The following is a 12,648-nucleotide window of genomic DNA, read 5'->3' as shown; positions in this document are numbered from 1 at the left end:
TCTTATCCGTATAAATAGCGCTATACTAGTTTTAACTCAGATATCTCAGGATAACCACCTGTTTTTTCTGAAATTAAAAATATAATCAAAAATGCTATCCCCTTAAGATCCTGTTAAGAACTGAATGGTTTAATAGTGTGCATGAAGCAAAGACGCTTCCTCATAAAGGAGATAAATGATGAAAAAATTACCTGCACTCGCATTGCTTGCCACTTTACTGGCAGGATCAGCCGGTTCCGTTTTTGCAGCCAACGGCGGTTTTGAAGGTCCCGGAGCGACAGCCGTGACAACCACCACAGCGGCACAAAACGGCGGTTTCAGCGGCCCTGATGCCCGTAAAATGACCGTTGCGGATGCACTGAAATTATCCGATGATGCACCGGTTGTGCTGCGCGGTACGATTGTCCGCCAGCTGGATAACAAACATTATGAATTTAAAGACAGCACCGGGACTATCCGTGCTGAAATTTCCCCGAAACGCTGGGACGGACTGAAAGTCACGCCGCAGGATGAAATTGAGGTCGAAGGGGAAATCGACAAAGAGTGGAATAAAACCGAACTGGATGTAAAAGCGGTACGCAAAGTACAGTAATCACCACCGCAGACACACCGGATAATCAGGCCATTTTATTGGCCTGATTTTTTATCTGCACATTTCTTATTTTCTGTGACAGCAGGCGCAAAATATCTTTCCTTTGTGCGCATTATCCGGCCTTACTGATAGTCGCTGACAGATTGCGATTGTGTAAATAACTGATAGAACCGGAACAGATAAATAATTACCAGTCCGCTGATGACATTATTAATAAACAGAATAACAGTCATCAGAATATGCTCATTTTCTATCGGTAGTTTACTAAGAAACACTACGGATGCCTGTTTCAGGGCAAACCATATTAAAATAGCAGGCAGAAGTGTTCTGATATTTTTCAGGGCAATATTTCCGCTGATTTTAATAGCGGTAAATACGCTGTTCTTTTCGGTGAACATAATGATCGGTGCCAGCGCCAGTAACATAGCCAGAATTAATCCCGGCAGATACATGGCAACGAGTCCGAGGGCAATCACCAGCGAGCAGATTAACAGCAGTACCAGCATGCGCGGAATGCGTCCGGCAGAGCCGGTGATGGCCTGCAACGCAGATACCGGCTGTCCCTGTGAGACACTGAAAATCAGGAAAATCATGGACGTCACAAAGACGGCATTGCCCAGCAGGGAGCTGAAGATAGTTCCGAGACCGGTTTTCAGCATCTGCCACTGGTCATCGGATGTCAGTGCGGCGACCGCCCGCTGAAAGCCGCCGGAGCCTTCAGTGGCGTAAGTGGTCTCCAGAGCACGGATAAGTGCCAGCCCGTTGGAATTGTAAGTCAGGAGGACATTGAGCCCGACGGTCACAGCGGCGGTGAGCAGCGAAATGATCAGGACAGACAACAGCTGATTACGGAAAAAATTAAGACTGTCGCGGGCAAGAACCGGCACCGGCATGGACATGGAACAACTCCTGTAAGGCATGAAATAAAAACGGTGATGCAATTGTAAAACAGTATGGCGGGGATTGTAACCTGTTCATCCGGCAGAAATACAGTGATCAGACGGAATATCCGGAAATAGAGAGCTAAAAATATACAAATTATTAACAATGATAAAACAAAATATTCGGCTGAATAGTAAGCATCTTATTTTACAAATTGATATAAAGCACACAAATAACGATAGCGCTAAAAATGGTGGAGGTTGTTTTTGATATAAATCAATAAATGAAAATACTACCGTGGAATAATAATTTAGATCTTTGTGAAAAATGCGGTTTTTATTTAAATGTTGTGATCTGTCTTAGATCATAATTGCATTTAAGGTTGTATATTTCAAACTGTACTTATTGTGTTTTTTTTCTTTTTTTTAGGATGGGATAGATAATGAAAAAGCTTTCTGCAGTGTGTTTAGCACTGGCAACGGTTTTACCGTCAGTTTCAATGGCACACCAGGCCGGTGATTTTATCGTTCGTGGTGGTACTGCGACTGTGCGTCCGAACGTCAGCTCTGATAACGTTCTGGGCTTCGGTTCTTTTGAAGCGAACAATAATACTCAGTTAGGTTTAACTTTCAGTTATATGATCACTGATAATATCGGTGTGGAATTACTGGCAGCGACACCGTTTGAGCATAAAATCTCTGTTCCGGCTGCGGGTGAAATTGCCTCTGCCAAACATTTACCGCCAACCTTAATGGCACAGTACTATTTCCGTACTCCGGAAGATAAACTGCGTCCGTATTTAGGTGTGGGTGTTAACTATACCTTCTTCTTTGATGAAGGATTTAACGATACCGGTAAAGGCGCAGGCTTAAGCGATCTGAGCATGAGCAGCTCATGGGGTGTGGCAGCACAGGCAGGTCTGGATTATGAATTAGACCAGAACTGGATGCTGAACGCCTCCCTTTGGTGGATGAACATCAAAACTGATGTTGATTTCAAAGCCGGTGGTGCCAGCCAGTCTTACAAAACTAACCTGGATCCATGGGTATTCATGTTTGGTGTCGGTTACAAATTCTGATAATCCTCGTTATCAGTACCATAAAAAACGGCGCAATTATTATTGCGCCGTTTTTTTATCCGGTAATCTGATATTCAGAGTCACCGCAACTTCATTGAGTTAATAACAACCTTCACACCCGGAACTTTACGCGCGGTATTTACCGCCAGGTTCGCTTCTTTTTCTGAAGAGACAAATCCGCTCAGCTGAACTTTACCTTTAAATGTTTCCACGCTGATTTGAGTGGATTTAATGCCTTTCTCACCCAGTAACGCTGTTTTCACTTTAGTGGTAATGACGGAATCATCAAAATAACCCCCGGTACCTTCACTGGTGGCAGTCGGGGCACAGGCGGACAGGGTGAAAGCCATAAACATGACAACAAAAAATGAGGTGACCAGTTTCATATACTTCATTATGTTCTCCTTATTACCGGCACGGATCGCAGAATAATGTGTGCCTGACCTTTTCAGTATTGATGAAAACCGGATGTTTCTCAACAAAAAATAACCCGCTGTTAACAGCGGGCGGAATGAAAAATTATAATTGCGTTGCGTTTTTCATTTTCTGCGTAAATTCCCGCAGTTTCTGACACATCACCGGTACATTATCCAGATTTGCGGCGATGATTTTTACCACAGCCGAGCCGGAGATTGCCCCTGCTGCACCATTTCGCAGTGATTCCTGTACCTGTTCCGGTTCGGAAATCCCGAATCCCTGAACCGGCGGTGCGGCATTCAGCGCGGTCAGTTTTGCCGTCAGATCAGCCAGGGACTTTTCAGCCCGCTTTTCTGTTCCTGTCACCCCGGCACGGGAGAGCAGGTAGGTATAGCCTTTTCCGGCGGCGGCCAGTGTTTCCAGTAATTTATCATCCGCATCCGGCGGACAGATAAAGACCGGTGCGATATTACTGGCCAGCGCAGCATCCCGGAACGGCTGAGACTCATGAAGCGGCACATCGGCGATCAGCACCGAATCCACCCCGGCTTTTGCCGCTGTTTCATAAAACTGACTGATACCGTTATGGAAAACCAGATTGGCATACATCAGCAGTCCTACCGGCAGTTCCGGGTATTTTGCACGGATTTGTGCAATCAGCTCAAAGCAGCGTGCCGGGGTCATACCGGCCGCAAAGGCACGGAGGTTAGCGTCCTGAATTACCGGGCCGTCTGCCAGCGGGTCAGAAAACGGAATACCGATTTCCAGGGCATCAGCACCACCGGCCACCAGAGCATCAATAATTTGCAGGGAAACCTCAGCGGACGGATCACCGAGGGTGACAAACGGGATAAACGCACCCTGGTTGCGGGACTGCAAACGCTGAAAAAGTTGTTCATACCGGCTCATCAGAAATCACCTCTTGCTTTAAAAATGTCATAAACAGTGAAAATGTCTTTGTCTCCGCGACCGGAAATATTGACGATAAGAATTTGTTCTTTCTCCGGATTTTCACGGATCATTTTCAGTGCGTGTGCCAGGGCATGGGAGGATTCCAGTGCCGGGATAATCCCTTCCTGACGGCTCAGGGTTTTAAAGGCGTCAAGTGCCTCGTCATCGGTGGCGGAAACATAATCCGCCCGGCCGATAGCATTCAGATACGCGTGCTGCGGCCCGACAGACGGGAAATCCAGACCGGCAGAGATGGAGTAAGATTCCTCGATCTGACCGTCTTCTGTCTGCATCATCGGTGATTTCATACCGAAATAGATACCGATGCGGCCATGTTTGAGTGGTGCACCGTGCTCGCCGGTTTCAATACCGTGCCCGGCCGGCTCGACGCCGATCAGAGCGACGGATTCATCGGGAATAAACCCGGCAAATGCGCCGATAGCGTTGGAACCGCCACCGATACAGGCGATCACCGCATCAGGAAGACGTCCTTCACGGGCGAGGATCTGGGCGCGGGCCTCATCACCGATCATGCGCTGGAACTCGCGGACAATCGTCGGGTACGGATGCGGACCTGCCGCGGTACCTAATAAATAGTGGGCGCGGTCATAATTGCCGCTCCAGTCGCGCAGCGCCTCATTACAGGCATCTTTCAGCGTGGCGGAGCCGCTGTGCACCGGAATGACTTCCGCGCCCATCAGCCGCATGCGGAACACATTCGGAGACTGACGTTCCACGTCTTTTGCCCCCATATATACCCGGCATTTCAGGCCGAGCAGCGCACTGGCCAGTGCTGCCGCCACGCCGTGCTGACCGGCTCCGGTTTCGGCAATAATTTCCGTTTTTCCCATCCGTTTTGCCAGCAGTGCCTGGCCGAGCACCTGGTTGGTTTTATGTGCACCGCCGTGCAGTAAATCTTCGCGTTTCAGATACAGTTTGGTTTTGCTGCCCGCAGTCAGGTTTTTGCACAGTGTCAGGGCTGTCGGGCGTCCGGCATAGTTTTGCAGCAGATCGGTAAATTCACGCTGAAATTCCGGGTCTTCCTGAGCGGCAATAAAGGCATCTTCGAGCTGGTCGAGTGCCGGGATTAAAATCTGCGGCACAAACTGCCCGCCGAATTCACCAAAATAGGGATTTAATTTACTCATTGTTTTCTGATCCTTTATCTTTTCAGTTGTAGTCAGGCAACTTGCTGATGTAATTGATTAAATATCTGACGAAGCTTTTCTGCATCTTTAATACCGGGGGCGGACTCGGCGCCGGAGTTAAAATCCAGCCCGGCAGCACCGGAAGCGGCGGCGGAGACACAGTTTTCCGCATTCAGCCCGCCCGCGAGGGTAAAGGGCACCGGCAATGAAGGGGGCAGTGTCTGCCAGTCGAAAGTCTGGCCGGTGCCGCCTTTGCCGTTATCCAGGACCAGCCGCACCACGCCGTCAGGCACGGTGATATCCGCACCGTGCGACATATCCAGCGCTTTCCAGATCTCACATTTTGCCGGAAGGTGCAGACGCAGCAGCGCGATATCGTGCTCGTTTTCATCACCATGTAACTGAATCGCATGCAGTTTCAGGCGGCGGGCAATGGCAGCGATATCTGCGGGATCGTGGTTACGGAACACACCGACGTACGCCAGCGGTGCACCGCGCATCACCTCAGCTGCCTGTACTTCATCCACATAACGCGGCGATTTGCTGACAAAAATCAGGCCGCCGAAGGTGGCACCGGCGTCATAAGCGGCGCGGGCATCGTCCGCACGGGTCAGTCCGCAGACTTTGTGTTCGCCGTAAATCAGGCGGCGGATAGCTGTGTCCAGATCAGGCTGCGCCATAATGGCACTGCCGATCAGGAATCCGTCAGCATGGGGACGCAATTCGCGGATGTGCTGATGGGTGGTAATGCCGGATTCACTGATAATAATGCGGTCAGCCGGAATATGCGGTGCAAAATCCGCTGTCCGGCGGCGGTCAATAGAGAGGTCGCGCAGGTCGCGGTTATTGATGCCGATAACCTGTGCATCAAGGGCAATAGCGCGGCTCAGTTCCTCTTCCGTACTGACTTCCGTCAGTACACCCATATTGAGGGAATGAGCCAGGGTCGCCAGTGAGTGATAATCCGCATCATTCAGGACGGAGAGCATCAGCAGAATCGCATCCGCGCCATAGTGGCGGGCGAGATACACCTGATAGGCATCAATAATGAAATCTTTGCACAACACCGGCTGCGTGATCAGCGCGCGCACCTGACGCAGATAGTCATGTTGTCCCTGAAAATATTTCTCGTCGGTCAGTACGGAAACTGCTGTGGCATACGGCGCATAGGCTGCGGCGATTTCACTGAGATTAAAATCCTGACGGATAAGCCCTTTCGACGGAGAGGCTTTTTTGCACTCCAGAATAAATGCGGTTTCCGCGCTGCGCAGTGCCTGATAAAAATCGCGGTCACTCAGCGGCAGATTATCCGCAAAACTCAGCAGCGGCTCCTGCTTCTTCCGCGCAACCAGGGAGATACGTTTATCATTCACAATCTGTTCTAATACGGTGCCTTTCATGGTTTATCCTCTTGCGGCCAGGGCGGTGACGCGCTCAAAGGCGTTACCACTGCGGATCATTGCCAGCGCGTGCTGCGCATTATCCTGTAAGTCTTCGTTATCATTGAGTTTCATCAGCAGGGCTACATTGGCTGCCACGGCGTGGCTTTGTGCTGCGGTGCCTTCTCCCTGTAATAACCGGGTCAGCAACTGACGGTTTTCTTCCGGGGTACCGCCGCGCAGTTCCTGCATGTCATAACCGGGCAGGCCGAAATCGTCTGTGGTCAGGCGGTATTCGCGGATCTCCCCGTTATGCAGTTCGGCAACCTGTGTCGGCGCATGGAGGGAAACCTCATCCATTCCGCCGCTGTGCACCACAGCGGCACGCTGATAGCCGAGCACTTTCAGCGTCTCAGCAACAGGGCGGATCAGCGCCGGGCTGTATACGCCGATCAGGGCAACCGGCGGACGGGCCGGGTTGATCAGCGGCCCGAGGACATTAAATAAGGTACGGGTTTTCAGTTGCTGACGCACCGGTGCGGCAAAACGGAAGCCGTCGTGATAGTGCGGGGCGAACAGGAAACAGACGCCGACATCATCCAGTGCGCTGCGGGATACATCTGCCGGGGTGTCCAGCGCAATCCCGAAGGCGTTCAGTAAATCAGAAGAGCCGGTTTTGCTCGAAACACTGCGGCTGCCGTGTTTGGCGACTTTTATCCCGCAGGCCGCTGCCACAAAGGCGCTGGCCGTGGAGATATTGATGCTGTCGGAAGCATCGCCGCCGGTACCGACAATATCACTGAAACGATAGTCCGGACGCGGGAAGGCGCGCGCGTTATTCAGACAGGCCTGGGCGGCACCGGCAATTTCATCCGGCTGTTCACCGCGCATTTTCATGCTGATCAGCGCTGCCGCCAGCTGGGTTTCACTCAGTTCTCCCCGGATAATCGCGGAAAATAACTCCCGGCTTTCCGCCAGGGTCAGTGTTTCACCCCGGTAAAGTTTTTCAAATAATGTTTGCATCTCTCTGTTCCTTAATCTGTTTTTTTTATCTGTTATTCAGGTTGAGTTATGCCTGTGCCCACGCAAGGGTCTTCGCCAGCAGGGCTGCACCGTCCGGTGTCAGAACGGATTCGGGGTGAAACTGTAAGCCGCAGACTTTGTCCTGTTCATGGCGGACGGCCATCACAATGTTGTCGCTGGTGGCACACACGGTCAGCGCTTCCGGGATGATTTCCGCTGCCAGTGAGTGATAGCGTGCCACTTTCATCGGGTTAGGCAGACCGGAAAACATAGATTGCTCATCGTGGTGCAGCTGGCTGGCTTTACCGTGGAGCACAGCACCGGCGTGGCTGACTTTGCCGCCGTAGGCTTCGACAATCGCCTGATGGCCGAGGCAAATACCAATCACCGGGTAACGTCCTCTGACACGGCTCAGGACTTCCGGCTGGCATCCGGCATCCGCTGGTTTCCCGGGACCCGGAGATAGCACCAGCACCGGGTTTTTCATGGTTTCCAGCGCGGACAGAATGACCTCCGCCGGAACCCGGTTGCGGTAAATCACCACCTGATGGCCCTGAGCACGGAACTGGTCGGCCAGGTTATAAGTAAAGGAATCGACATTATCGAGCAGTAAAATATCAGCCATCAGAATGTCTCCTCTGCATGATGGGCGCGGGTGATAGCGCGGATCACCGCGCGGGCTTTGTTGCGGTTTTCGTCGGCTTCCGCCTGCGGGTCGGAATCCAGTACCACGCCGCCGCCGGCCTGCACAGTGGCTATGCCGTTTTCGACATAGGCAGAGCGGATCACAATGCAGGTATCGAAGGTGGTATCACCGCGGAAATAGCCGACCGCACCGCCGTAGCTGCCGCGACGGACTTTTTCGGCCTGTGCAATCAGTTCCATTGCACGGACTTTCGGTGCGCCGGTCAGGGTGCCCATATTCATACAAGCCTGATAAGCATGGAAAATATCGAGGTCACCGCGTAATTCACCGGTGACGCGGGACACCAGGTGCATCACAAACGCATAACGATCCACTTTGGTCAGTTCCGCCACACTGCGGCTGCCGGGACGGCAGATACGGGCGAGGTCATTACGGGCCAGATCGACCAGCATGAAGTGTTCGGCCAGCTCTTTCTGATCCGTACGCAGGTCAAGCTCCAGACGGCTGTCTTTATCCGCATCCACCGAACCGTCTGCTGACAGGCCGCGCGGACGGGTGCCCGCAATCGGGTAGATTTCAATCTGACGGGTTGCCGGGTCATATTTCAGGGCACTTTCCGGTGATGCGCCGAACAGAGTGAAATCCGCATCCTGCATAAAGAACAGGTAAGGGCTTGGGTTACGGGTTTTCAGTTCGCGGTAAGCGGCCATCGGGGACGGGCACGGTAACTGAAAACGGCGTGACGGCACGACCTGGAAAATATCACCCTGAACAATGGATTGTTTTAACTGATTAACAATAGTGCAGAAATCAGTATCTGAATGTGACGTTGTCACGCTGATATCTGCGGGCGTAACATCCGCAGAACCGGTTACCGGCTGTGCCAGCGCCGTTAATACCTGCTGATGCTGTGCTGTCAGGCGGGTTTGTTCTGCGGCATCCGCTGTAAATGTCAGGGTAACCAGTTCACTGGTCTGCTGCTGGTGGTCGATGGTGAGCAGGGTTTCCGCCAGATAAAAACAGTAATCCGGGCAGCTGTTAGTGCGCTCAACCGGCGGCAGTGCCTCAAAGGCTGCGACCAGGTCGTAGCTGAACAGCCCGCCGCAGAACAGCGCGTGACGGTCATCTGCCTGTGACGGCAGGTTCATCAGAGTGCGGAGCACATCAAAGACCGATGCGGCGCGCAGGCGGGTATCTTCATCCGCATGGGCGGCCGGTGCAGTGAATTGCAGTGTCAGTGTGTTACCGCTGATAGTCCCGGCGGACAGACGATCCTGTAATACCGGCAGTAATGCCGCACCGTTGGCGGTCAGTGCTTCTGCGGTGACGGTGTGTCCGGTGCAGCGGATGCGCAGTGCGCTGTGCAGTACCAGCATGCTTTTTAAATTTGCTCTGGACGCGATTTCGGCGGATTCTAATAACAGCGTTGCAGGACGCTGTGCGCAAAGCGCGGTGAATACCGCCGCCGGGTCGGGCTGATAAGCCGGATAATCTGTCCGGATGTGTTGTGTGAAAATCGTGCTGTCCATGATAATTACCTTGCTATGTGAATTTTTTGCCATAAAAAAACCCGCCACGGGGGCGGGTTCTGTGCTCTGGTACAGCCGGTTAACTGACATGCACGCACAACCATTCCGCCCGACGGGAAGGATTGCGCCACCAACGATTGTTCAGTTTGTGCATGTTCATGGGATGTCCTCAGTATAAACAGTGATTACAGATAACTCGTTCTGCGTACTAGTTAACTAGATCGTGATTGGTGTGTCAAGGCTTTTTGTGGAATACTGTGCGTCCCGTAAATGCGGATGAAATTTTATGAAGTCACTTCTGGCAATGCATTGTCAGAACAGAAGGGAGACGCGATGGAGCCGGAAAATACAGGTATTGACCTGTCGTGCTATGATTTACACAGCCATACCACTGCGTCAGACGGCATGCTGACACCGGAGCAGTTACTGGACAGAGCCGTTGAGATGAAGGTGACTGTGCTGGCAATTACCGATCACGACACCACGGATGCACTTCCGGCGGCACATCATTATCAGCAGGCAAATAATTTACCGCTGACGGTGATTAATGGTGTTGAAATATCAACGCTTTGGGAACATCATGAGATTCATATTGTCGGGCTGAATATTGATATTACCCATCCGGCAATGACAGAATTACTGGCGCAGCAGTCAGAACGGCGCCGGGCACGCGGGATGCTTATCAGTGAACGGCTGGCAAAGGCCGGAATTGAAGGCACCTGGGAAGAGGCGAATGCGCTGGCGCAGGGCGGTGAAGTCACGCGCGGACACTTCGCCCGGGTGTTGATCGCCCGTGGTGTGGAACCGACGATTCCGAAAGTGTTCAAACGCTATCTCGCCCGTAACAAAACCGGCTATGTGCCGCCGCAGTGGTGTGATATCCCTGACGCGGTGCAAGCCATTCATGCCGCCGGCGGACAGGCCGTACTGGCACATCCCGGCCGCTATGGCTTATCCGCCAAGTGGCTTAAACGCCTGTGTGATTTCTTTAAACAGGCCGGCGGGGATGGCATGGAAGTGGCACAGTGTCAGCAGGCTCCGGATGAGCGCCGGACTCTGGCACAGTACGCAATAACATACGGATTAAAAGCCTCCCAGGGATCCGATTTTCATCAGCCGTGTTCGTGGATAGAACTGGGCCGTAAATTGTGGTTACCGGGTGATGTAATACCAATCTGGCAGGATTGGTCACTGAAGGATTAACAGAGGAAACAACATGGGCCAGATGTTTTATATCCATCCGGATAACCCGCAGGCACGCCTGATCAATCAGAGCGTGGAGATTTTTAACAAAGGCGGTGTGGTGGTTTACCCGACTGATTCCGGCTATGCCATCGGCTGCCGCCTGGAAGATAAAGATGCGTTACAGCGGATCTGTCGTCTGCGTCAGATAGACAGTAATCATAACTTTACCCTGATGTGCCGCGATTTATCGGATATCTCCACCTATGCACATGTGGATAACACGGTATTCCGTTTAATCAAAAATAATACACCGGGTAATTACACCTTTATTCTGCGGGCAACCAAAGAAGTACCGCGCCGTCTGATGAGTGAAAAACGTAAAACCATTGGTCTGCGTATTCCGGCAAACCCGATTGCCATGGATTTGCTCGCTGCTATGGGCGAACCGCTGATGTCAGCCAGTCTGATCCTGCCGGGCAATGATTTTGCGGAATCTGATCCGGAAGAAATTAACGATACCCTGGGCAAGCAGGTGGATCTGGTGATCCACGGCGGTTATATCGGCCAGCAGCCGACCACGGTTATCGATCTGACTGACGACGTGCCGGTTGTGGTGCGTGAAGGAACCGGAGATGTAACGCCGTTCCTGTGACCGCCATGTGCGTCACATGTGTAAAATGCGTTAGCGCCGTGCATTAACCTGTGTATAATGCTGCGGTTGATTTTTATGACGCCTGTGAAGGCGACAGCAGAGGGTGCTCAATGAGCCAGAAGACAGAAAAGTTACAAAAGGTGTTGGCGCATGCAGGGCATGGCTCACGCCGCGAAATTGAAAGTTACATCGAAGCGGGTCGTATCTCCGTTGACGGCAAAACTGCCACACTGGGTGACCGTATCGATGTTAATACGAATGCTAAAATCCGCCTCGACGGCCGGATTTTAGGTATCAAAGATGCACAGAAAAACCCGTGTCGTGTACTGGCTTATTACAAGCCGGAAGGGGAATTATGTACCCGCCATGACCCGGACGGCCGTCCGACAGTCTTTGATCGTCTGCCGCGTATTCAGGGAGCCCGCTGGATTGCTGTCGGCCGCCTGGATGTGAATACCAGCGGATTACTGCTGTTCACCACCGACGGGGAACTGGCAAACCGCCTGATGCACCCGAGCCGTGAAGTGGAACGTGAATATGCGGTCCGTGTCTTCGGTGAAGTGGATGATGCCAAACGCAATCAGCTGCTCAAAGGTGTTCAGCTGGAAGATGGTCCGGCCTCATTCCGTTCGCTGAAATTCAAAGGCGGGGAAGGTATCAACCAGTGGTTTAATGTCTCCCTGACCGAAGGCCGTAACCGTGAAGTCCGCCGGATGTGGGAAGCGGTCGGTGTGCAGGTCAGCCGCCTGATCCGTGTCCGTTACGGCGATATCGATCTGCCGAAAGCGCTGCCGCGCGGCGGATGGGTGGAACTGAACCTGGAAAAAACCAACTATCTGCGTGCACTGGTGGGACTGCCTGCGGAAACCACCACCAAGGTTTCTGTGGAAAGTGATAAACGCCGGATCAAAGCCAATCAGATCCGCCGTGCGGTAAAACGTCACTCACAAGTCGGCACCACCGCATCAAAACGTAATTCCGGGCGTCCGTCATCAACCCGTCAGGGTACCGGAAATACACAGAAACGCCGTACCGGTAAATAATAATCCGGTTACGTAAAACCGGTATTTTCTGTTATTTCAGCCTGTATTTGTTCTTATAAACGTCCTGTGCCGGTGCACGGGACGTTTTTTTGTACAGGGGTCATGCAAATACCCGCAGTGTAG

At 52.2% G+C, this 12,648-nt stretch carries 11 protein-coding genes and 1 pseudogene; 5 read left to right on the top strand and 7 right to left on the bottom strand.

The annotated features are described in order from the left end of the window. Positions 1-178 precede the first annotated feature (178 nt). Positions 179-592 (top strand): YgiW/YdeI family stress tolerance OB fold protein, encoded by a 414-nt coding sequence (locus tag ACSBQN_RS06655; protein ID WP_015422734.1) that lies wholly within the window; start codon positions 179-181, stop codon positions 590-592. 122 nt (positions 593-714) lie between these two features. Here the strand turns inward: ACSBQN_RS06655 and ACSBQN_RS06650 are convergent, their stop codons facing one another. Further along, entirely contained in the window at positions 715-1,491 is a 777-nt protein-coding gene (locus ACSBQN_RS06650) for a YciC family protein (RefSeq protein ID WP_024473165.1), read from the bottom strand. Between the two features lie 425 nt (positions 1,492-1,916). On the opposite strand from ACSBQN_RS06650, the gene ompW reads away from it, so the two are divergent. Then, entirely contained in the window at positions 1,917-2,552 is a 636-nt protein-coding gene (gene ompW, locus ACSBQN_RS06645; protein ID WP_004238157.1) for an outer membrane protein OmpW, read from the top strand. Between the two features lie 80 nt (positions 2,553-2,632). Here the strand turns inward: ompW and ACSBQN_RS06640 are convergent, their stop codons facing one another. The 6 genes and pseudogenes from ACSBQN_RS06640 to ACSBQN_RS06615 form a co-directional block, all read right to left on the bottom strand. Beyond that, on the bottom strand, positions 2,633-2,947 hold the full coding sequence (locus ACSBQN_RS06640; RefSeq protein ID WP_004239204.1) for a BON domain-containing protein: 315 nt from the start codon (positions 2,945-2,947) through the stop codon (positions 2,633-2,635). A 124-nt stretch (positions 2,948-3,071) separates the two neighbouring features. Further along, complete coding sequence (gene trpA / locus ACSBQN_RS06635; RefSeq protein ID WP_024473164.1) at positions 3,072-3,878, bottom strand: tryptophan synthase subunit alpha; 807 nt, start codon at positions 3,876-3,878, stop codon at positions 3,072-3,074. Next, a complete protein-coding gene (gene trpB / locus ACSBQN_RS06630) occupies positions 3,878-5,068 on the bottom strand; it encodes a tryptophan synthase subunit beta (RefSeq protein WP_024473163.1) in 1,191 nt (396 codons plus the stop codon). The genes trpA and trpB overlap by 1 nt, the downstream gene beginning before the upstream one ends. 32 nt (positions 5,069-5,100) lie before the next feature. Beyond that, on the bottom strand, positions 5,101-6,468 hold the full coding sequence (gene trpCF, locus ACSBQN_RS06625; protein ID WP_024473162.1) for a bifunctional indole-3-glycerol-phosphate synthase TrpC/phosphoribosylanthranilate isomerase TrpF: 1,368 nt from the start codon (positions 6,466-6,468) through the stop codon (positions 5,101-5,103). A 3-nt stretch (positions 6,469-6,471) separates the two neighbouring features. Continuing rightward, positions 6,472-8,095 (bottom strand): annotated as a pseudogene (gene trpD / locus ACSBQN_RS06620) (bifunctional anthranilate synthase glutamate amidotransferase component TrpG/anthranilate phosphoribosyltransferase TrpD). Further along, positions 8,095-9,645 (bottom strand): anthranilate synthase component 1, encoded by a 1,551-nt coding sequence (locus tag ACSBQN_RS06615; RefSeq protein ID WP_024473160.1) that lies wholly within the window; start codon positions 9,643-9,645, stop codon positions 8,095-8,097. The pseudogene trpD and the gene ACSBQN_RS06615 overlap by 1 nt, the downstream one beginning before the upstream one ends. Positions 9,646-9,978: 333 nt before the next feature. Between ACSBQN_RS06615 and rnm the strand changes: the two genes are divergently transcribed. The 3 genes from rnm (at position 9,979) to rluB (ending at position 12,525) form a co-directional block, all read left to right on the top strand. Then, positions 9,979-10,848: an RNase RNM gene (gene rnm, locus ACSBQN_RS06610; RefSeq protein WP_024473159.1), complete on the top strand. Its 870-nt coding sequence runs from the start codon at positions 9,979-9,981 to the stop codon at positions 10,846-10,848. 13 nt (positions 10,849-10,861) lie between these two features. Further along, positions 10,862-11,482 (top strand): L-threonylcarbamoyladenylate synthase, encoded by a 621-nt coding sequence (locus ACSBQN_RS06605; protein WP_024473158.1) that lies wholly within the window; start codon positions 10,862-10,864, stop codon positions 11,480-11,482. 110 nt (positions 11,483-11,592) lie between these two features. Then, on the top strand, positions 11,593-12,525 hold the full coding sequence (rluB, locus tag ACSBQN_RS06600) for a 23S rRNA pseudouridine(2605) synthase RluB (RefSeq protein WP_025153122.1): 933 nt from the start codon (positions 11,593-11,595) through the stop codon (positions 12,523-12,525). Positions 12,526-12,648 lie beyond the last annotated feature (123 nt).

Source organism: Morganella sp. B601, from assembly GCF_051172335.1.
Lineage (GTDB): Bacteria > Pseudomonadota > Gammaproteobacteria > Enterobacterales > Enterobacteriaceae > Morganella > Morganella morganii.
The sequence above is the reverse complement of the archived record's forward strand: the minus strand, read 5'-3'. Positions and strand labels throughout refer to the sequence as shown.

Coding starts and splice junctions, on each gene's coding strand:
- ACSBQN_RS06655 (WP_015422734.1), top strand. CDS start 179: ATGAAAAAATTACCTGCACTCGCATTGCTTGCCACTTTACTGGCAGGA.
- ACSBQN_RS06650 (WP_024473165.1), bottom strand. CDS start 1,491: ATGTCCATGCCGGTGCCGGTTCTTGCCCGCGACAGTCTTAATTTTTTC.
- ompW (WP_004238157.1), top strand. CDS start 1,917: ATGAAAAAGCTTTCTGCAGTGTGTTTAGCACTGGCAACGGTTTTACCG.
- ACSBQN_RS06640 (WP_004239204.1), bottom strand. CDS start 2,947: ATGAAGTATATGAAACTGGTCACCTCATTTTTTGTTGTCATGTTTATG.
- trpA (WP_024473164.1), bottom strand. CDS start 3,878: ATGAGCCGGTATGAACAACTTTTTCAGCGTTTGCAGTCCCGCAACCAG.
- trpB (WP_024473163.1), bottom strand. CDS start 5,068: ATGAGTAAATTAAATCCCTATTTTGGTGAATTCGGCGGGCAGTTTGTG.
- trpCF (WP_024473162.1), bottom strand. CDS start 6,468: ATGAAAGGCACCGTATTAGAACAGATTGTGAATGATAAACGTATCTCC.
- ACSBQN_RS06615 (WP_024473160.1), bottom strand. CDS start 9,645: ATGGACAGCACGATTTTCACACAACACATCCGGACAGATTATCCGGCT.
- rnm (WP_024473159.1), top strand. CDS start 9,979: ATGGAGCCGGAAAATACAGGTATTGACCTGTCGTGCTATGATTTACAC.
- ACSBQN_RS06605 (WP_024473158.1), top strand. CDS start 10,862: ATGGGCCAGATGTTTTATATCCATCCGGATAACCCGCAGGCACGCCTG.
- rluB (WP_025153122.1), top strand. CDS start 11,593: ATGAGCCAGAAGACAGAAAAGTTACAAAAGGTGTTGGCGCATGCAGGG.